The following is a 20428-nucleotide window of genomic DNA, read 5'->3' on the forward strand; positions in this document are numbered from 1 at the left end:
CCACCGGTGGCACGATGGGGGAATGGCGGCTCCCCAGGTTGCTCCGGTCGAGACGCCGGACACGGTCGAGATGCCAGGTGACGAACGCCTGTGGGTGACCATCGTCTGGGACGATCCGGTCAACCTGATGACGTACGTGACCTGGGTCTTTCAGAAGTTGTTCGGGTACAGCCAGGCCAAGGCGGAGGAGTTGATGCTCGACGTGCACAACAAAGGCCGGGCGGTGGTGTCCAGCGGGGCCCGCGAGCGGATGGAGCTCGACGCGTCCCGGCTGCACGCCTACGGGCTCTGGGCGACGGTCGACCGGGCATGAGCATGTTCCGGCGCCGCAACGGGCGCGTCGTCGCCGTCTTCTCCCCCGACGAGGTACGGGTGTTGCGCAAGGTCGCCGGTGAGGTGGTGGGCCTACTCACCGACGGGTTCGAACGGGACGACCCGGTGGTCGACCGGCTGTTTCCGGACACCTACCCGGACGATCCGGCTAGCTCGGCGGAGCTGCGGCGGTACACCGAGAGCGACCTCAAGACGGCAAAGATCGACCAGGCGGGCGCGGTGCTCGCCGCGTTGCCGGCCGACGCCGACGACACGGGCGCGGAGGTCCGCCTGGACGGCGAGGCGGCCGAGGCGTGGCTGCGCGCGATCAACGACGCCCGGCTGGCGATGGGCGTCCGGTTGCAGGTGCGGGCCGACACCGATCTCGGCGTCGAGTTGGCGGCGGCCGAGCGGGACGATCCGTCGTCGAGCCGGCTGTTCCAGCTGTCGGTCTACGCCTACCTGGGCTATCTGCAGGAGTCCCTGCTCGGCGCGTTGCTCGACTGACGTCGGCTGGTGTCGAACAGTGTCGGCCAGCGTGACGACCGCCACGGGCCGGCCGGGCCGGAGAAGCGGAGAAGGCGGTAGGCTGGGGTGGTGCTGAGCATCGACCGGTCGATCATCGACGCGATCGTCGCCCATGCCCGCCGGGATCACCCCGACGAGGCGTGCGGCGTCGTCGCCGGACCGGCCGGCTCGGACACGCCGACCCGGCACATCCCGATGCAGAACGCGGCCCGCTCGATGACGTTCTACGAGTTCGACTCGATGGAGCAGTTGCATCTGTGGCGGGAGATGGACGACCGGGACGAGGAGCCGGTGGTGATCTACCACTCGCACACCGCGACCGAGGCGTACCCGTCCCGCACCGACGCGGCGATCGCCGGCTGGCCCGAGGCCCACTACCTGCTGGTCTCCACCCGTGACCCGGAGGTCACCGAGATCCGGTCGTTCCGCATCGTGGACGGCGTGGTGACCGAGGAGCCGGTCAATCTCATTGACGCCGGTGTCGACCCGCACGCGGTGCAGTCGTACCTGTTCGGGCAGACCCCGACCACGGTCGACTACGAGTGTTCGTCCGGCCGCTGACCCCTGGCGCCGTACCGCACCGCAGTCTGGTCCGACCTACCGTTGCAATAGGAGCACGTCAATGTCTATCGAAGTTCGCGTCCCCACCATCCTGCGCAGCTACACCGGCGGCGCCAAGGTCGTCGAAGGCAACGGGGACACCCTCGCCGCCCTGTTGGACGACCTCGACGCCAAGCACTCCGGCCTACGCGGCCGGCTGGTCACCGACGAGGGCAACCTGCACCGGTTCGTCAACATTTACGTCAACGACGAGGACGTCCGGTTCCTCGGCGCGCTCGAGGCCAAGGTCGCCGACGGGGACACCGTGACGATCCTGCCTGCGGTGGCCGGCGGTGCGGGCGACGTCGCCTCGGCCGCCACCAGCGCCGTCAGCGGCTGAGCGGCCCGCCATGACGCGCTACGACAGTCTGCTCGACGCGTGTGGCGGCACCCCGCTGGTCGGCCTGCCCCGGCTCTCCCCGGTGGTGCCCGACGGGGCACCACCGGTACGGCTGTGGGCCAAGCTGGAGGACCGCAACCCGACCGGCAGTGTCAAGGACCGGGCGGCCATGTTCATGGTCCGCGCCGCCGAAGAGGCCGGACGGCTCCGGCCCGGCGACACCATCCTCGAACCCACCAGCGGCAACACCGGCATCTCACTCGCCATGGTGGCGAAGCTGCGCGGCTACCGGCTGGTCTGCGTGATGCCGGAGAACGTATCCGCCGAACGGGTCCAACTGCTCCGGATGTACGGCGCCGAGATCATCTTCTCGCCGGCCGCCGGCGGCTCCAACCAGGCGGTGGCCACCGCCAAGCAGATCGCCGCCGAGCACCCCGACTGGGTGATGCTCTACCAGTACGGCAACAGCGGCAACGCCCAGGCCCACTACGAGACCACCGGGCCGGAGCTGCTGCGCGACCTACCCACGGTCACCCACTTCGTCGCCGGGCTCGGCACCACCGGCACCCTGATGGGCACCGGGCGCTACCTGCGGGAGAAGGTCGACGGCATCGAGGTGGTCGCCGCCGAGCCCCGCTACGGCGAGCTGGTGTACGGGTTACGCAACATCGACGAGGGCTACGTGCCGGAGCTGTACGACGCGAACGTGCTGACCCGGCGGTTCTCGGTGGGTACCCGCGACGCGGTGCTGCGGACCCGGCAGCTGGTCGAGGTGGAGGGGCTCTTCGTCGGCTTCTCGACCGGCGCCGTACTGCACGCCGCGCTCGCCGTCGCGCACGAGGCGGTCAAGGCCGGCCGCCGCGCCGACGTGGCGTTCCTGGTCGCCGACGGCGGCTGGAAGTACCTCTCCACCGGTGCGTACGGCGGCACGCTGTCCGACGCCGAGGAGGCGCTGGAAGGTCAGCTCTGGGCCTGAGCCGCACCGGTCGGCGCGGTCTGTGGCCTGCTGCTCCGGTGCAAATGATTGGTTGCGCTATGGGCGATCCTGGGGCGGGTTGTCGAAGTCGCTCCAGTTGTTCGCGCTTCGGTGTCACGTTGACGACAAGTTGCAGCGGATCTTTCATTCCGCCGCTGGCTGCGGCGTAGGCTGCCGAGCGTGGCAGAGCCGCTGGTGGAGATCTTCGATGGCATGAACGGCGCATCGCCGGTGTCTCACCGCGACCGTGGGAACAGTTGATGCGTCTGACCGTACTCGGCTGCGCCGGGAGTTTCCCCGGGCCCGAGGCCGCCTGTTCGGCCTACCTGATCGAGGCGGACGGGTTCCGCCTGCTCGTCGACTTCGGCTCGGGTTCGCTGTCCGCCCTGCAGCGGTACGCCGGCCTGCACGCGGTCGACGCGATCCTGCTCACCCACCTGCACTGCGACCACATGCTCGACGCCTGCACCTACGTGGTGGTGCGGCGCTACGCCCCGGACGGCCCGTACCCGCCGCTGCCGGTCTACGCCCCGGCCGGCGCGCCCGACCGGATCGCCACCGCGTACAACATCAGCGGCGAGCCGGTCGACGACGTCTACACCTTCTACGGCCTGCAACCCGGCAGCTTCCCGATCGGCCCGCTGCAGGTCACCGTCGACCGGGTCAACCACCCGGTGGAGACCTACGGGGTACGCGTGGAGCACGGCGACCGGGTGCTGACCTACTCGTCGGACACGGCACCCTGTGAGGCGCTGCTGCGGCTGGCCCAGGACGCGCACGTCTTCCTCTGCGAGGCGAGCTACCTCGACGGGGTGGACAACCCGCCGGACCTGCACCTGACCGGCCGGGAGGCCGGGGAGGCCGCGACCAAGGCGGGGGTCGGCCGGCTGCTGCTGACCCACCTGGTCACCGCCTGGGGCAGCGAGGCGTCGACGTTCGAGGCGGCGGCGTCGAGCTTCGACGGGCCGGTCGAGATCGTCCGGGCCGGCGCCCGTTACGAGGTCTGACCGGTCGACACCGGCCAACCGCTCTCTTGCCGCAGAGTTCGCCCGCTGGTCAACGCGGCGTAGCCTCGGCCACCCGCACGGGCGAGACCGTGACACCCATGCGCGTCGCGATCGTCACCGAGTCCTTCCCGCCGGACCTCAACGGGGTGGCGCACTCCGTGGTGCGGGTCGCCGAACACCTGGTCGCCCGCGGCCACGAGCCGTTGGTGGTCGCGCCGGCGCCGGCACCGGCCGCCGCCGAGCGGGCGGAGGCCGGCGCCCATCCGTACCCGGTGGTCCGGGTGCCGAGCCTGCCGGTGCCGCTCTACCGCAGCTTCCGGCTCGGCCTGCCGAGCCGCCGGCTGACCGAGGTGCTGGCCGAGTACGCCCCGGACGTCGTACACCTGGCCAGCCCGTTCGTGCTCGGCGCGCGAGGACTGACCGTGGCCCGCCGGTTGCGGCTACCCACCCTGGCGGTCTACCAGACCGACGTGGCCGCCTACGCCCGCGCGTACCACCTGGGGTGGAGTGTGGCGACCGTCTGGCGCTGGCTGCGCGAGATCCACAACGCGGCGGACCGCACCCTGGCGCCCTCGACCGCCGCGGCGGCCGACCTGACCGCCAACGGCATCGACCAGGTACGCATCTGGGGCCGCGGCATCGACCCGGTCCGGTTCGACCCGGCCCACCGCTGCGAACAGACCCGCCGCGAGCTGGCCCCCGGTGGTGAGACGCTGGTCGGCTACGTCGGCCGGCTCGCCGCCGAGAAGCGGGTGGACCTGCTCGCCGAGACCAGCCGGCTGCCGGGCGTCCGGGTCGTGGTCGTGGGTGACGGACCGGCCCGCAAGGAGCTGGAACGCGCCCTGCCGGCGGTCCGCTTCCTCGGTGCCCGGCACGGCCGGGACCTGGCCCGGCTGTACGCCAGCTTCGACGTGTTCACCCACACCGGGCCGCACGAGACGTTCGGTCAGACCGTGCAGGAGGCGCAGGCCAGCGGCGTACCAGTGGTGGCGCCGGCCGCCGGTGGGCCGATGGACCTGGTCACGCCCGGGGTGACCGGGCTGCTGGTGCCACCCGGTGACCCGACGGCGCTCGCCGGGGCGGTCGCCGGGCTGGTCGCCGACCCGGCCCGCCGGGCCCGGTACGGCCGGGCCGCGCGGGCCGCGGTCGCCGGCCGCACCTGGGCGGCGATCGGCGACGAGCTGATCGAGCACTACCGCGCCGTGCTGGACGTACCCGGCGTCGTGGCCCGCCTGCCGGTCGCCGCCTGAGCGGACCGGTCCGGTCTGCGACCCGGACGGTTTCGTGTCGCAGGGCGCGGGCGAGGGCCCGACCGGTCCGGTGTGACCCGGACGGGGCCCGCAGCGGTGCGGCACATAGGCTCTGCACATGGCACGACCCGACGGACGCACCCACGCTCAGCTACGACCGGTGACCCTGACCCGCAACTGGAGCATGCACCCGGAAGGGTCGGTGCTGGTCGAGTTCGGGCAGACCAAGGTGCTCTGCACCGCGAGCGTCACCGAGGGGGTGCCCCGCTGGCGGAAAGGGTCCGGACTGGGCTGGGTGACGGCCGAGTACGCCATGCTGCCGCGGGCGACCACCACCCGGTCGGACCGGGAGAGCGTCAAGGGCCGGCTGGGCGGCCGGACCCACGAGATCTCCCGGCTGATCGGGCGCAGCCTGCGCGCCGCCGTCGACCTGAAGGCGCTCGGGGAGAACTCGATCGTGCTGGACTGCGACGTGCTGCAGGCCGACGGCGGCACCCGGACCGCCGCGATCACCGGCGGCTACGTCGCGCTGAACGACGCGGTCAGCTGGCTGGCCGACCGCAAGGCGCTCAGCGGCAAGCCGGACCGGGTGATGCGGCGCTCGATCGCGGCGGTCAGCGTCGGCGTGATCGACGGCGAACCGCGGCTGGATCTGTGTTATCTGGAGGACGTCGCGGCCGACGTGGACATGAACGTGGTCTGCACCGGCGACGGGGACTTCGTCGAGGTGCAGGGCACCGGCGAGGCGGCGGTGTTCGGCCGGGACCAGCTCGACGCCATGCTCGACCTGGCGGTCGCCGGCTGCGCCGAGCTGACCGCCGCGCAGCGTAAGGTGCTGGACCGGTGAGCGCGGCACCGGCCGGGCGGACCCGGCTGCTGCTCGCCACCCGCAACGGCAAGAAGCTGGCCGAGCTGCAGCGGATCCTGGACACCTCGCTCGGTGCCCACCGGGTCGAACTGGTCGGGCTGGCCGACCTGGAGCCCTACCCGGAGGTGCCCGAGTCCGGCCTCACCTTCGGTGAGAACGCACTGCTCAAAGCCAGGGAAGGCTGCCGGTACACCGGGCTGCCGACGGTCGCCGACGACTCCGGGCTGGCCGTCGACGCGCTGGGCGGGATGCCCGGAGTGTTCAGTGCCCGGTGGTCCGGCCGGCACGGCGACGACCTCGCCAACCTGAATCTGGTGCTGGCCCAGCTCGCCGACGTGCCGGACGAGCACCGGGCTGCGTCGTTCGTCTGCGCGGCGGCCCTGGTGCTGCCCGGCGGCAAGGAACACCTGGTCGAAGGACGCCAGTCCGGCCGGCTGTTGCGCGCGGGTCGCGGCGACGGTGGCTTCGGTTACGACCCGATCTTTCTCGGTGACGGCCAGGAACGGACCAACGCCGAGCTCAGCCCGGCCGAGAAGGACGCGATCAGCCACCGTGGCAAGGCATTCCGGTTGATGGCGAAGGTCGTCGCGAAGACCGTCGGATGACGCCGGTAAATTTAATTAGTGCTTAGATCTCTGGTTACGCGGCGTACATCTGAGCTCACCCCCGTTAGGCTCGCGCGGCAAGCTCATGCCACAGGGGGGCTGTTTTCTTGAGTAGACACAGATTGAGCGACGCCATCGGGCGTACCGGGTCGGGCCGCCGCCGACTCATCGTCGGCGGCGTGAGCGCCGCGCTGCTGGCCGGCATGGTGGTCACCGCCCTGCCGTTGCTCGCCGACGACGAGGTCACCGTGTCGGCCGCCGCGGACACCACCGCCACCGACGTGCCGCAGGACGGTGACAACGGGGCGAAGACCACCCTGGCCACCTGTCCCGCGCTCTGCGAACGCAACCCGCGGGGGGCCCGGGACGCGATCGTCGAGTTCACCGTCGACCAACTGCCGAAGACCGTCCGCAACCTGCGGGTCCGTCTGCAGTTGTACTCCTGGCAGGACCTGGACGCGCAGGTCACCGCGTACCGGACCGCAGTGGACGCCCGTCAGTCGCGGCCGTCGTTGGCCGGGGCGGACGGGATCGCCCGGACCGTCGACCGGGCACTCGCGACGCTGCCGACGGTCCGTAAGGGCTACAACGAGTGGGACGTGTCCGCGCAGGTCGGCGGCAACGGCACCTACACGTTCGCGCTGCGCCAGACCGGGCTGAACCAGCGTGTCTACTGGCCGTCGGTCGAATACCGCGACCAGTCGATCCGGCCCCGGCTGGTGATCAGCTACGAACCGGCGGCGGACGCGCCCAGCACTCCGCCACCGGCGGCGGCGCCCACTCCGTCCGCGCCGCCGAGCGCGCCGGTGCCGACCACCGCGGCCCCGTCGGCGTCCGCGTCGGCGTCCGCTTCGCCGACCGTCGCGCCCAGCGCGTCGGCCAGTCCGCCGGCCCCCGGCGCCGGCTGCGGCTCGGTGTCGGACCTGCTGGTGCCCGCCTGCGGTGCCTGGTGGGGGATGTACTCGCCGACCAGCGCCGCGAAGGGCTGGAACCACGGTGGTGCGGTCGCCGAGGTGGAGGCGCAGGTCGGGCGCAAGTTCGACATCGTGCACCGCTATCACGACTTCTCGAACGCCGGCAGCAACGGGGCGTTCCCTGACAAGTTCGAGCAGGAGCAGATGCGCGGCGGCCGGTTGATGTTCTTCGCCTGGGAGTCCCGGATCTTCTCCTCCGGCACGACGTTGAGCTGGCGGGACGTCTACAGCGGCCGGTACGACTCGGTGATCGACGACGTGGCCGGCCGGATCAAGGCGACCGGGGTGCCGGTGTTCATGGGCTTCGACCACGAGCCGGAGGACGAGCCGGCCAAGGGCAGCGATGCCGATTTCGTGCGGGCCTGGCGGCATGTGCACCAGCGCTTCGCGAAGGCCGGCGCGGACAACGCGGTCTGGGTGTGGGTGATGATGGGCTGGTCGGGCCATTACGACCGGTACGCCGGTCTCTATCCCGGTGACGCCTATGTGGACTGGGTCGGCTACGATCCGTACAACTTCTACGCCTGCAACGGTGGCAAGACCTGGAAGGACCCGCACACCACGGTCGGTGGGTTCTACCGGTGGCTGGACGAGCACCGCATCGGCGTGGGCAAACCCCGGATGCTGGCCGAGTTCGGCAGCAACTTCCACCCGGACGACCCGGCGGCGAAGCAGCGGTGGTTCGAGCAGTTCCCGGCAGCGATCAAGGCGCATCCGAAGATCAAGGCGGTGGTCTACTTCAACTCCGCCGGATCGACGAGCACATCGGCCACCTGCAACATGACGATGAACCACAACCCGTCGGCGCTGGCCGGATTTACCAAGGCCGGCAAGGACTCCTACTTCCGGCAGCCGCTGCCGGGCCGGAGTTGACCTGGTAGGACGTTCCGCAAAACTGGTAGAAACCCGATCGGCCGCCGTCCGATCGGTGGATGTCTGACCCGGCTGGGGTTGGCGCACGCTGTCTGAGACAATTTCCCATCTGGAGGGAAGCGTGAACCAATCCCAGCCTGGCTGGCGTCTGTCCAGCGGCCGTCGCGTGTGGGCATCGTCCCTGGTCGCGACCGCTGTAGTGCTGACACTGATCATCGACGCGACGGCTGCGGGCGCCGCCGTCGTCCCCACCCCGGCTCCGGCCACTCTGGTCTCGACCAACCCGGCGGACCACACTCCACATGCCCGCAACGGCGAGGCCCGAGCGTTCGCCGAGATCGGTGGCGTGATCTTCGTCGGTGGCACCTTCACCGAGATCCGGCCGACCAGCTCGGCGACCTGGCAGGCCCGGCCGTACCTGTTCGGCTACCAGCGGTCCACCGGCGCGCTGGTCGCCGGCTTCCAGCCCGACCTGGACGGTGCGGTGAACTCCCTCGAGGTCACTCCGGCCGGTGAGCTGATCGTCGGCGGGGTCTTCCGCAACGTCAACGGAGAGGCCCGCCGCAATCTGGTCGCCCTCGACCCGGCGACCGGTGCCACGGTGTCATCCTGGGAGGGCCGCTCCGACGGCGGAGTGGTCCGCGACATGGAGGTCAGCGGCGACTGGCTCTACATCGGTGGCGCGTTCAACTGGGTCAACGGCACCCAGCACGCCGGGCTCGCCCGGCTGGACGTGGACACCGGCGCGATCGATCCGACCTTCGCGGTCGACATCGCGGTCGGCCGGCACGACGTGCCGCCGTACGTGTGGACGCTCGACGTCGCGCCCGACGGCGACACGCTGGTCTTCGGCGGCAACTTCCGCGAGGTCGAAGGCCTGACCCGGGAGCAGATCGCGATGGTCGACCTGACCGGTACCCCGACCCTGGTCGACTGGGACAGCAACCACCGGTTCGCGCCGAACTGCTCCTGGCGGACCTTCACCCACTACGTGCAGGACATCAGCTTCGGCGACGACAGCAGCTACTTCGTCGTCGGCACCAACGGTGGCTCGGGCTGGCCGACCGCGTACTGTGACGCGCTGGCCCGCTACGAGACCGCCGCCCGGGGCAGCGGCCTCGACGCCACCTGGCTCAACTTCACCGGCAACGACACCATCACCTCGGTGGTGGTCCGCGACGGCATCGCCTACACCGGTGGGCACTTCCGCTGGCTGAACAACCCGAACCGCAGCGACAACGCCGGCGACGGTGCGGTCGACCGGCTCGGTATCGGTGCGGTGACCGTGGCGACCGGGATGCCGGTCAACTGGAACCCGCGGCGCAGCGGCGGATCGGCGCTGCCGCCCGGCGCGAGTAGCTGGGGTTCGGCGGTGCCGGTGCTCTGGTTCGGCTCCGACGGCCTCTACTTCGGCCACAACTCCGACGGCATGGGCAACGAGTACCACGGCCGGCTGGGTATGTTCCCGGACGCGGGTGGGCGGACCGTCGTGCCGCGCAACCCGCCGACCGGCGGCACCGGCTACCTCTACCTGCCGGCAGCGAACGGCGACCTGGCCAAGGTGCCGTTTGACGGGGCAACGCTCGGCGCGGCGACCGTCACCAACCAGCCGAACCTGGTCGACGCCGGCGTGGTGTGGCGGGTGCACGACCGGATCTACTGGGCCCGCCCGGTCGCCGGCACCGACACCGGCAGCCGGCTGGACATCTCGATGTTCAACGGCAGTAGCGTCGGCGGGCCGTGGGAGAGCTCGGGCTACAACTCCTGGTTCGACGCGTTGTCACTCAACGCGGCGTTCTACCTGGACGGCCGGCTCTACTACACCCGCTCCGGCAGCGGCAACGACCAGCTGTTCTACCGGTACTTCGAACTCGACGGCAACTACCTCGGCGCCACCGAGTTCACCGTGCCGACCGACGGCGTCACCTGGAGTTCGGTCCGTGGCATGGCCTGGGTGGCCGGCAGCATCGTGTTCGGCTCGTCCGACGGGCGACTGCGGACGGTGCCGTTCGATCCGACCGCCGACGTCGCCGTGACCGGCACCACGGTGACCGTGCTGGCCGAGCCCGACCCGGCGTTCGACTGGACCAACCGGTCGATGTTCTTCGCGGCCGAGTGACCGGGCGGCTTAGCGTCGCCCGGTGACCGAGGTGGGCCGGCGGTCAGCATCCCTGCTGCCGGCCCACCGGCCATTTTGTAGGGTGAGGCATCGTTGCACAGGGGAGGCGGACCGGTGGGGTCGAGCACGCGTCGGTACGGCACGCTGCTGCGGGTGTTGTTCGCCGTCAAACGGACCTACTACCAGCTGCGCTATCCTCGGCTGCGGCTCGGCCGGGGCGTCGAGATCCGGGGCCGGATCCGGCTGCGCCGAGGGGTACGGGTGACGATCGGCGACCGGACCCGGCTCAACAAGTTTGTTCGCTTCGCCGGCACGGGAGAGGTCACGGTCGGTGCGGACTGCCTGCTCAACGCCACCTGGATCGGCAGCTGGACCAGCGTCGAGGTCGGCGACCGGTGTCTGCTGTCCGACTGTGAACTGATGGACAACGATTTTCACAATCTCCCGCCGCAGCTGCGGCACGCGCCACCCGGCCCGGCGACCCGGGCACCGATCGTCGTCGGTGACAACGTCTGGATCGGGGCGCACGTCCTGGTGATGAAGGGCGTCCGGATCGGCCACGACAGCGTCGTCGGTGCCGGCACGGTGGTCCGCGTCGACGTACCCGACCGGGTCGTCGTGATCGGCAATCCGCAGCAGATTGTGAAGAAGTTCGATGAGTGATCAGCCAGCTCGGACCGTGACCCTCACCGACCTGCTGCGGATCCCGAGGCTGCGGTGGATGACGGTCGTCGCGGGTGCCGCGACCGGCCTGCTGTTGGCGATCGGCTACCTGGTGGTGGCCCCACCTGCCGCCTCTGCCACCGCGGTCGTCGCGGTCCGGCCGGTGGTCACCGACGCCTTCACCTATCCCGGGGCCGGTGCCGACCGTTCGGTCAACATGAACGTCGAGAGTGGCATCGCGGCCAGCACCGAGGTGCTCTCCCGGATCGCCGACGCCCGGTCGGCCGACGTGGTCGAGGTCCGCCGGGCGTTGCAGATCGAGGTCCCCACCGGCGGCCAGATCCTGCGGTTCACCTACTCGACCGGCACGGTCGACGACGCCGTCGACACCGTGAACCTGGCGGCCGCCACCTACCTGCAGGTGCGCCAGGAGATGTACGAGCGGCAGCGCACCGACATGCTGGCCTCCTACGACGAGAGCATCGTCAAGGTGGCCGAGCAGCAGGACGCGGCGCAGCGTCGGGTCGCCAACGCGAACAGCACCCCGGCTGCCGACGCGGCGCTGGCCGAGTTCGGCTCGCTGAGCAACCAGTTGACCGAGCTCAACGCGGCCCGCACCGAGATCGCCGCGATCGACGTCACGCCCGGCTGGATCACCCAGAGTGCCCAGCAGCAGCTGTCCACCGACGGTCCGCCCGGGATCCTGTACCTGCTGGCCGGTCTGCTGGTCGGCGCGGTGCTCGGGGTGCTGCTGACCTATCTGCGGGAGTCGGTGGACCGGCGGATCCGCAGCGAGGCGGAGGCCAGCGAGGTAGCCGGGCTGCCGCTGCTGGGCACCGTACGCCGCCGCGGGATGCGGGTCGACGGGCGTACCGTCGACGCCGATGTCCGGTACGTCGGCATGGCCATCGCCGAACAGCTCCGCCAGGCGGTCCGTACCCCGGTGGTGGTGATCTCGTCGCGCAACCGGGAGGACACCACCCCGATGACCGCGAGCCTCGCCGTCGCACTCGCCGCCGACGGGCGGGACGTCTACATCGGCGACGACAGCCACCGGGTGACCGCACTGCGCGACGCGCTGCTCGCCGACCGGCGCCGGGTACCGTCCGGGCCGTTCGTGCCGGCCCAGCCGGGTGGTACGGCACTGCCCCAGCCGGGTGGTACGGCACCGACCCAGTCGGGTGCTGCGGAGCAGCGCCCCGGCGACAGCGGCGACCCGGAGAGCACCCTGATCTTCTCCCTGCCCAACGTCGACCAGGACCGTACGGTGATCCTGCCCCGGGTGACCGACACGGCGGACGCCCCGGCGGGTCCCGTACGGCGACCGTCGCCCCGGCCGACCCCGGGTACCGGGCAGTCCCAGCCGTCGGGCGGGGACCGGTCGGCGGCCGGCGATCGCCCGGCCGGTGACGGCGGCCCGGTGGTGGCCACCATCCCGGTCCGTACGCTGCCGGCGGACGCGCTCACCGTTGGGGCCGGCATGGTCCGGATCGGCCTGTACGCCCAGGCACCGCGCGACGGGGAGATCGTGCTGTTCAACGCCCCACCGGCCGAGTCGGACGAGCGTGGCGTGCGGGAGGCGCGGACCGGCACCGCGATCGTCGTGGTCGAGCGGGACCGTACCCGGCTGGCCGACCTGCGTCGGTTGACCGACCGGTTGCGCGCCGCCGGGGCGGAGCCGCTCGGCTTCGTGCTCACCGGCAGCGGCCGTGGTTGACCAGGCCCGGCACCCCCCGGCGCTGCCGATCTGGCCGCTGTGGCTGATGTTCGGCCTGGTGCCGGTCTGGTGGCTCAGCGGGCTGTTCTACTTCGGCTGGCCGGTGTTCGGCGCGCTGCTGCTGATCGTCATGTTCGTCCGGGGACGGATCCCGTTGCCCGCCGGCGCCGGACTCTGGCTGGCCTTCCTGGCCCTCGTGGTGGTCAGCGCCACCCAACTGGCCGACGTCGGCGCGCTGCTCACCTTCACCTTCCGGTTGTTGTTCTACGTCACCGCGATCGTCGTCTGCTGCTACGTGTACACGATGGCGCGGGAGCGGGACGCGTTGACGGTGGTGCTCGGCCCGCTGTGCGCGTTCTTCGTCGCCCTGGTGTTGCTCGGCTGGCTCGGCCTGCTGATGCCCCGGTTCGGCATGGTCACCCCGTTCGAACTGGTGCTACCGGGTGGGCTGTCCGGCAACCCGTTCATCCGGGACATGGTGCACGCCCAGGCGACCGAGTACAGCGCCCGCTCGACCAATCCGATCTTCCGGCCGGCGGCCCCGTTCGCCTACACCAACACGTTCGGCAGCACGTTTGCCATCACCCTGCCGGCGGTGGTGGCCTGCCTGCTGCTCGGTGCCCGAGGGCCGGCCCGGACGGTTCTGCTGGTCGCCCTGCCGTTGTCGCTGCCGCCGGCGTTCCTGACCCTCAACCGGGGCATGTTCCTCAGCCTCGGCGTCGGGCTGACCGTGCTCGGCCTGCGGGCCGCGGCCCGGGGCAACGTCAAGGCGTTGGCGTCCATGCTCGGGATGCTGGCCGTCGGCGGGCTGGTCACCCTGTTCATTCCGATCGGCGAGCTGATCGAGCGCCGGGTGAGTGTCAGCGACACCAACACCGACCGGCTGTCGCTCTACCTGGAGGTGCTGCGCTGGGTCCAGCGGTCGCCGCTGCTCGGTTTCGGTGCACCGGTGCAGGTCGACACGGTCACCGCCGACGCGCCGATCGGCACCCAGGGCCAACTGTGGGCGGTGCTGTTCAGCCATGGTATTCCGGCGTTGGTCTGCTTCATCGGCTGGTTCGTGATCGTCGGGTTCCGCTGCTGGCCGGCCCGCACGGCGGCCGCGCAGTGGCTCTCCGTCGTGCCACTGATCGGCCTGGTCCAACTGCCCTTCTACGGCCTGGTCAACCAGAACCTGACTGCGATCTTCTACGTCGCCGGGGTGGCGTTGGTGCTCGTCGACCGGGAACGTCCGGGCCGCCCGCCCAGTCAGCGTCCGGTCCCGCAGCCGCTGGCCGGGGCCGTACGGTGACCGCCGCCACCGATCAGCGGGAGACCCGGCGTAGCGCCCGCAGCGGCGCCATCGGACTGGCCGGCGCGGCGGTCAGCGGGCTGTTCGGCTTCGTCCTGGCGGTGGTCATCACCCGCGGCTACGGGCCAACCGGCGCGGGCGCGTTCTTCGCCGCCGTCGGACTGCTCACCGTGGCCACTGCGGTCTGCACCCTGGGGGCCGAGACGGGGCTGCTCTGGGCGTTGCCCCGGCGCCGTACCGGCGCCACCGGGGACGCCGCCCGGATGCTGCCGGTGGCGTTGCTGCCGCCGCTGGTGTTCGCCATCGTGGTGGCCGTCGTCGGGCTGCTGGTCGCCCCGCAGCTCGCGGACGGCCTGTTCGATCGGGCGAGCACGGAGACCGTACGCCTGGTCCAGCTCTGCGCGGTCGGGTTGCCGGTGCTGGTCGCCACCGGTCTGATGCTCGCGGCCGTACGCGGGGTCCGACCGATCGGCGGCTACGTGGCGGTGCAGTTCTTCCTGCTGCCGATCGGCCGGCCGGTGCTGGTCGGCCTCGCCGCGCTGGCCAGCGGCGCGGTGCTGCTCGGGCTGGCCGGCTGGCTGGTGCCGGCGCTGGCCGCCCTGCTGGTCTGCGCCGGTCTGGTCGCCGGACCGCTCGGTCTGGGGCGGGGCGCCCGACTGCGGGCCGGGTCGGCGGACTGGCGTGGTTTCTGGCGGTTCGCGCTGCCGAGGGCCGGCTCGGCCGCCATCGACGCGGGCAGCATGTGGATCGGGGTGCTGCTGGCTGTCGCGCTGGCCGGGCAGGCCGAGGCGGGCATCTTCGGCGCGGTCGGTCGGTACATCCTGGCCGGGCAGCTCGCCCTGCAGGGGCTGCGGGTCGCGGTCGCGCCGCAGCTGTCCCGGCTGCTCGGCGCGGACCGGCCGGCCGAGGCGGCGGCGGTGCACCGGCAGACCACCAGTTGGGCGATCGTGCTCTCCTGGCCGGTCTATCTGCTGCTGGCGGTCTTCGCGCCGGGTTTCCTGAGCATCTTCGGGCCGGAGTTCGCCGCCGGCGCCACGGCGATGACGGTGCTGGCGGTCGCGATGCTGGTGAACGTCGCGGTCGGCAACGTGCAGACGTTGCTGCTGATGAGCGGCCACAGCGGCCTGCACCTGGTGGCCACGCTGGTGAATCTGACGGCGACGGTGTCGTTGGCGTTCTGGCTGGTGCCCCGGCACGGGGTGCTCGGCATGGCGGTGGCCTGGGCCACTGGGATCGTGCTGGAGAACCTGATCGCGGCGACCGCCGCCCGGCTGGTGGTCGGGCAACCACTGGTGGACCGCCCGGTGTCGGCGGCGGCGGCGGCGACGTTGGCCGGCGTCGGGGCGGTCAGCGTGGTCGCGGTCGTCGCGGCCGGCCGGGACGTGGCCGGCCTCGGTACCGCGTTGGCCCTGGTCGGCGCGGTCGTGATCGTAATGTCGGCGCTGCCGGGTGTGCGGCGCCGGGTGTGGCGCAGCGTCAGACAGAGAGGTGGGTGAGACGGCCATGGCGTCCATCAGGGACCGCATCAAGCAGGCGGTACCGACCCAGGTGACCGACCGGGTACGCGAGTCGATGGTGCACTACGGAGTACGTACCAGTCACCGTCGCCCGCTGCCGGACTTCCTGATCATCGGCACGAAGCGCGGCGGTACCACGTCGTTGTGGAACTACCTGATCCAGCATCCGCTGGTGCCGCGGCTCTTCCCGGCCTGGAACACCAAGGCCACCCACTACTTCGAGGAGCACTGGTCGCGGGGGGAGGCGTGGTACCGGTCGCACTTTCCCACCGAGCGTCAGCGCGCCGCGCTGACCGCCCGGTACGGCGGCCCGGTCCGCGCCGGCGAGGCCGCTCCGCTGTACATGTTCCACCCGACCGCCGCCGAGCGGGTCCAGCAACTGCTGCCCCAGGTACGGCTGATCGTGCTGCTGCGCGATCCGGTCGAGCGGGCGTACTCGCACTGGAAGGAGCGGCGGACCGAGGGCAAGGAGCCGCTGGACTTCCCGCAGGCGCTGGCGAGCGAGCCGGAGCGGACCGCCGGTGAGCGCGACCGGCTGATTGCCGATCCGAACTACTTCTCCGAGCCGTACGACTGGTACACCTACCGGGCGCGTGGGCGCTACCTGGAGCATCTCGAGCCCTGGCTGGACCGGTTCGACCGCTCCCAGTTCCTCTTCCTGACCAGCGAGGAGTTCTACCGCGACACCCGGTCGGCCTATCTGCGTACCCTCGATTTCCTCGGCCTGCCCGGGCATGAGCTGCCGACGTTCAAGGTGTACAACGACCGCCGGTCGGCGCCGATGGACGACGCGTTGCGTGCCGAGCTGACCGCCTACTACCAGCCGCACAACGAGGCGCTGGCGCAGCGGCTGGGGTTGCGGCTGGACTGGGCCGGGGTGCCGCGATGACCGGCACCGACCCGCGTCGCCGCGACGACGGTCTCGGCTGGGTGACCCGGGCGGTCTTCCCGGACGAACGGGTGCGGCTGACGCTGCTGCCGGCCGGGGCGTCGCAGCCGGCGCTGGATCCAGCCGACCGGCTGCTGGCCCGGTACGCGGTGGTGCCGTCGCCGGCCCGGGCCCGGTTCCTGTTGCCGTTGGGGCCGCGTCGGGTGACCGCCGCCTCGGTCTGGGCGTACAACGCGCTGCGCCCGTTGCGGGTGCGGCTGCCCCGGGCGTTGCTCGGTCTGGCGGCCCGGACCGGGGTGCTGCAGGTGACCCGGCCGGCGGTGCTGACCGTGTCGGCCGGGCCGGGGCCGGCCGGGCAGTTGACGCTGGTCGACCAGCTGGCGGCGCACTCCGGCGGGGCGCGCTGGTACGCGGCGATCGGGGTCCGTCCGCCGGACCCGAACCACAAGCCGACGGTGCAGCTGTTCGACGCGGCCGGCCGGCCACGCGGCTACGCCAAGATCGGTTGGAACGACGCCACCCGGGAACTGGTCCGTGCCGAGGCCGCCGCGTTGGCGGCGGTGGCGCCGGTCGCGGGGGTGGGCGAGCATCCGGTGGTGCCGAGGTTGCTGGCCGCAGGCGAGTGGTCCGGTCAGGCGGTCACCGTCGTCGAGCCGCTGCCCGCCGACGTGCGGGGGGTCGGGTTGGGCGAGCCGCCGCAGGTCGCGGCGGTGCTGGCGGTCGCCCGGCGGGGTGGTGCGCCGGCCGCGCCGCAGCCGCTGGCCGGCTCGGCCTTCCTGGACCGGCTGCGGCGCTCGGCCGCTGCGGCCGCGAGTGACCCCGACGGTACGGAGGGCGCGAGTGACCCCGACGGTACGGCGGGCGCTGACGGGCCTGCCGCCGGCGCCGCCGACCCGCTGGCCGGACGCCGGTTGGCAGCGGCGGTGGAACGGCTGGCCGAGCGGTTCGAGCAGGTGCGGGTCGAGTTCGGTCACTGGCACGGGGACTGGGTGCCGTGGAATCTCGGCCGGTACGCCGGCCGGCTGGTCGCCTGGGACTGGGAGCACAGTGGTCCCGAGGTACCGGTCGGCTTTGACCTGGCGCACGATGCCTTCCAGCGCAAACTGGTGCTCGACGGGGCTCCGGCGGCGAGCGCGGCGGCTGCTGTGGACGCCCAACTGCACCGGCTGGCCCCAGCGTTGGGTGTGGACGCCGAGCGGCGGCGGCTGATCGTCCAGAGTTACCTGATTGAGATGTGGCTACGGACCTGGCGGCTGGCGGCTGGCGGCGCCGGTTGGAATCCGGCGCTGCACCCGGCGCTGCTGGACGTGATAGAGCAGCGGGGCGCCGACTGACAGTCGCCCCGGATTGTCTTACATATTGAGACATCCTTGTCGTGTGCCCGACGTCAGGATTGTCGATCATGCGATTGCCAGCTTGTCGGCGGTGGCGCCTGGGTCTGCACACCTACTAATCCTATCGAACGGGTAGAAAATCTCTCACATTCTTGGGCACGGATAGTAACTGTTTGTTGGAATACTCAGTTGTCGGACGGTTTCGGTGCGTAGTTGCGAACTGTGGTGATCGGGATGTTGTCGCAGGTCAAGTGGATCGACGGGAAGGTGTCAAGCGACCTCCGCCAATTTTCTTTCCGGCCGTGGTCGCATATATTGTTAATCCAAACAGCGGTTGGCCGGCTAGTGAACTCTGGGGGCGTCTGTGGCCAACAACGTGCCTGACGTTGACAGTGCACCCACGCTCCTGCTCGTCGGCTCGAGCGGTGGTCACCTCGCGCAGTTGCTTGCGCTCGAGCCGTGGTACGTCAACCGAACACGGTGCTGGGTGACCTTCGACACGCCGGACGCCACCTCGCTGTTGCGTGGCGAGGATGTCATGTGGGCGCACCATCCGACGACCCGGAACCTGCGGAACCTGGTCCGCAACGCCCGGCTCGCCGCGCGGATCTTCCGGCGGCGGCAGGTCGCCGCCGTGATCACCACCGGTGCCGGAGTGGCCTTTCCCTTCGTGTTTCTCGCCTGGTTGCGCGGGGTGCCGGCGATCTACATCGAGGTCTATGACCGCATCGACACGGCGACGCTCACCGCGCGGCTGTGTCGCCCTTTCCTGTCGGCGATGCTCGTGCAGTGGGAGGAGCAGCGGCGCCAGTACCCGGAGGCGACCGTCGTCGGCAACCTGCTATAACTGTGCGCATTTATCAACGACGATGACATGTCAATGTAACAAGAGTAGAAGTGGCCAGGTCAAGGAGTTGATCGTGGTGGAATCCGCGTTGTCGAACACCGGGCCGACCGGCGTCGCCGCACGAATCCCCCGGCAGCGCGGTGGGCCGCGTACCGGCACCATCCTGGTCGCCGTCGGGACCGACCGGCACCGGTTCGACCGGCTGATCGGCTGGCTGGAGGACTGGCACGCCGCTGCCGCCGACCGGGCCGACCTGATCGTGCAGTACGGGCACAGCCGGGCACCGGAGCTGGCCGGGGCGATCGACTTTCTCGACCACGACGCGCTGCAGCAGGCCATGCAGCGGGCCACCCTGGTGGTGTGCCACGGCGGCCCGGCGACCATCCTCGAAGCCCGTCGGCACCGCCACCTGCCGATCGTCGTACCCCGGGATCCCACTCTGGACGAGCACGTCGACGACCATCAGATGCTGTTCGCCCGCCGGCTGGCCGACGCCGGGCTGATCCGGCTCTGCCAGTCGCGTACGGCGCTGTTCGAGGCGCTGGAGGCCGGGCTGCGCGCCCCGGCGAGCTTCGGCATCACCGCCGACGCCGGCACCGACACGGCCCGACTCGCGGCCGTCGCCCGGGTCGGCGAGATCATCGAAGGGCTGATCTCGTCGGCGAACCCGCGCCGCGTGCTCAGCCGGCGGTCGCGGTGACCGCCGACCGGACCCCGACGATCAGCGTCGTGGTCCCCACCCGGGACCGGCCCGAGCTGCTGCGCGAGGCCATCGCCGCGATCCGCGAACAGGACTATCCGGCCGTCGTCGACGTGGTCGTGGTCTACGATCAGTCCACCCCGGACACCACGCTGGCCAGCGACGATCCACACCGGCCGGTCCGGGTGATCAGCAACGGCCGGACCGCCGGCCTGGCCGGTGCCCGCAACAGCGGCATCCTGGCCGCGACCGGCGAGCTGGTCGCGTTCTGTGACGACGACGACCGGTGGCTGCCCGGCAAGCTCGCCGCCCAGGTCGACGAGCTGCTCGCCCACCCGGACGCCGAGTTCGTCAGCTGCGGCATCCAGGTCAGCTACGACGGCACCGTCAACGACCGGGTGCTCGACCTCGACAGCGTGTCACTCGCCGCGCTGCTGCGCGACCGGATGACCGAGCTGCACCCGTCGACGTTCCTGATCCGGCGCGCTGCGCTGGTCGACGGCTTCGGGCTGGTCGACGAGGAGATCCCGGGCAGCTACGCGGAGGACTACGAGTTCCTGCTCCGGGCCGCCCGCAGCGCCCCGCTGCGCAACCTACGTACGCCGTACGTGCTGGTCCGCTGGCACAAGCGGTCCTATTTCGCGCAGCGCTGGGACACCATCGCCACCGCCCTGCAGTGGCTGCTGGACCGCTACCCGGAGTTCGCCACCGAGCCGGCCGGCGAGGCCCGGGTCGCCGGACAGATCGCCTTCGCCGAGGCCGCGGCCGGGCACCGCCGCGGGGCGATCCGCTGGGCCCGGCACACCCTGGCCCGCAACCCGCGCGAGCCGCGCGCCTACCTCGCCCTCGCCGTCGCCAGCCGGGCGGTACGGCCGGACCTGGTGCTCCGTACCCTGCACAAGCGCGGCCGGGGAATCTGACGACACGGCCTGGGCGCGCAGCGGTCCGCTGAGACGAGCGGGGCATAGCTGTGCCTCCCGGCGCTCCGAGCGGATATCGGTGAAGGTAAGCGGAGGTA

Annotated in this window: 20 protein-coding genes; all 20 read left to right on the top strand. The window is 71.3% G+C overall.

The genetic code is table 11. The annotated features are described in order from the left end of the window. Positions 1-22: 22 nt before the first annotated feature. The 20 genes from clpS to ACN27J_RS29600 all read left to right on the top strand — a co-directional run bounded on the left by clpS (position 23) and on the right by ACN27J_RS29600 (position 20330). The gene (clpS, locus tag ACN27J_RS29505) at positions 23-313 is read left to right on the top strand and encodes an ATP-dependent Clp protease adapter ClpS (protein ID WP_278167442.1); all 291 of its coding nucleotides are present in this window, start codon (positions 23-25) and stop codon (positions 311-313) included. Further along, positions 310-819, top strand: coding sequence for a DUF2017 domain-containing protein (locus ACN27J_RS29510; RefSeq protein ID WP_421371242.1), 510 nt, complete (start codon positions 310-312; stop codon positions 817-819). Before clpS ends, ACN27J_RS29510 begins: the two co-directional genes overlap by 4 nt. A 90-nt stretch (positions 820-909) precedes the next feature. Then, positions 910-1401, top strand: coding sequence for a Mov34/MPN/PAD-1 family protein (locus ACN27J_RS29515; RefSeq protein ID WP_421371243.1), 492 nt, complete (start codon positions 910-912; stop codon positions 1399-1401). A 61-nt stretch (positions 1402-1462) separates the two neighbouring features. Continuing rightward, complete coding sequence (locus ACN27J_RS29520) at positions 1463-1780, top strand: MoaD/ThiS family protein (RefSeq protein ID WP_421371245.1); 318 nt, start codon at positions 1463-1465, stop codon at positions 1778-1780. Between the two features lie 10 nt (positions 1781-1790). Further along, positions 1791-2756, top strand: a complete 966-nt coding sequence (locus ACN27J_RS29525) for a PLP-dependent cysteine synthase family protein (protein WP_278167446.1) — start codon at positions 1791-1793, stop codon at positions 2754-2756. 260 nt (positions 2757-3016) lie between these two features. After that, complete coding sequence (locus ACN27J_RS29530; RefSeq protein WP_278167447.1) at positions 3017-3763, top strand: MBL fold metallo-hydrolase; 747 nt, start codon at positions 3017-3019, stop codon at positions 3761-3763. 98 nt (positions 3764-3861) lie between these two features. Then, positions 3862-5013, top strand: coding sequence for a glycosyltransferase family 4 protein (locus tag ACN27J_RS29535; RefSeq protein ID WP_421371247.1), 1152 nt, complete (start codon positions 3862-3864; stop codon positions 5011-5013). A gap of 118 nt (positions 5014-5131) precedes the next feature. After that, the gene (gene rph, locus ACN27J_RS29540; RefSeq protein WP_278167449.1) at positions 5132-5860 is read left to right on the top strand and encodes a ribonuclease PH; all 729 of its coding nucleotides are present in this window, start codon (positions 5132-5134) and stop codon (positions 5858-5860) included. Then, complete coding sequence (rdgB, locus tag ACN27J_RS29545) at positions 5857-6486, top strand: RdgB/HAM1 family non-canonical purine NTP pyrophosphatase (RefSeq protein ID WP_421371250.1); 630 nt, start codon at positions 5857-5859, stop codon at positions 6484-6486. The genes rph and rdgB overlap by 4 nt, the downstream gene beginning before the upstream one ends. Before the next feature lie 122 nt (positions 6487-6608). Next, positions 6609-8333: a glycoside hydrolase family 26 protein gene (locus ACN27J_RS29550; RefSeq protein WP_421371252.1), complete on the top strand. Its 1725-nt coding sequence runs from the start codon at positions 6609-6611 to the stop codon at positions 8331-8333. Positions 8334-8514: 181 nt separating this feature from the next. Further along, positions 8515-10452, top strand: coding sequence for a hypothetical protein (locus ACN27J_RS29555; protein ID WP_421372586.1), 1938 nt, complete (start codon positions 8515-8517; stop codon positions 10450-10452). 114 nt (positions 10453-10566) lie between these two features. Next, positions 10567-11115: an acyltransferase gene (locus ACN27J_RS29560; RefSeq protein WP_421371254.1), complete on the top strand. Its 549-nt coding sequence runs from the start codon at positions 10567-10569 to the stop codon at positions 11113-11115. Continuing rightward, positions 11108-12832 (top strand): lipopolysaccharide biosynthesis protein, encoded by a 1725-nt coding sequence (locus tag ACN27J_RS29565; protein WP_421371256.1) that lies wholly within the window; start codon positions 11108-11110, stop codon positions 12830-12832. Before ACN27J_RS29560 ends, ACN27J_RS29565 begins: the two co-directional genes overlap by 8 nt. Positions 12833-12878: 46 nt before the next feature. Next, positions 12879-14123 (top strand): O-antigen ligase family protein, encoded by a 1245-nt coding sequence (locus ACN27J_RS29570; protein ID WP_421372588.1) that lies wholly within the window; start codon positions 12879-12881, stop codon positions 14121-14123. Next, on the top strand, positions 14120-15619 hold the full coding sequence (locus ACN27J_RS29575; RefSeq protein WP_421371258.1) for a lipopolysaccharide biosynthesis protein: 1500 nt from the start codon (positions 14120-14122) through the stop codon (positions 15617-15619). The genes ACN27J_RS29570 and ACN27J_RS29575 overlap by 4 nt, the downstream gene beginning before the upstream one ends. 7 nt (positions 15620-15626) lie before the next feature. After that, on the top strand, positions 15627-16529 hold the full coding sequence (locus ACN27J_RS29580; protein WP_421371260.1) for a sulfotransferase domain-containing protein: 903 nt from the start codon (positions 15627-15629) through the stop codon (positions 16527-16529). Then, positions 16526-17863 carry a hypothetical protein gene (locus ACN27J_RS29585; protein WP_421371262.1) on the top strand — a complete coding sequence of 446 codons (1338 nt, stop codon included), beginning with the start codon at positions 16526-16528 and terminating at the stop codon, positions 17861-17863. The genes ACN27J_RS29580 and ACN27J_RS29585 overlap by 4 nt, the downstream gene beginning before the upstream one ends. Positions 17864-18227: 364 nt before the next feature. After that, the gene (locus ACN27J_RS29590) at positions 18228-18710 is read left to right on the top strand and encodes a UDP-N-acetylglucosamine--LPS N-acetylglucosamine transferase (protein WP_421371264.1); all 483 of its coding nucleotides are present in this window, start codon (positions 18228-18230) and stop codon (positions 18708-18710) included. Positions 18711-18783: 73 nt separating this feature from the next. Further along, the gene (locus ACN27J_RS29595; protein WP_421371266.1) at positions 18784-19410 is read left to right on the top strand and encodes a glycosyltransferase; all 627 of its coding nucleotides are present in this window, start codon (positions 18784-18786) and stop codon (positions 19408-19410) included. Next, positions 19407-20330: a glycosyltransferase family 2 protein gene (locus tag ACN27J_RS29600; protein WP_421371268.1), complete on the top strand. Its 924-nt coding sequence runs from the start codon at positions 19407-19409 to the stop codon at positions 20328-20330. The genes ACN27J_RS29595 and ACN27J_RS29600 overlap by 4 nt, the downstream gene beginning before the upstream one ends. The last annotated feature ends 98 nt before the right edge of the window (positions 20331-20428 follow it).

The organism is Solwaraspora sp. WMMB762 (assembly GCF_049179115.1).
In the GTDB taxonomy this organism is placed as follows: Bacteria; Actinomycetota; Actinomycetes; order Mycobacteriales; family Micromonosporaceae; genus Micromonospora_E.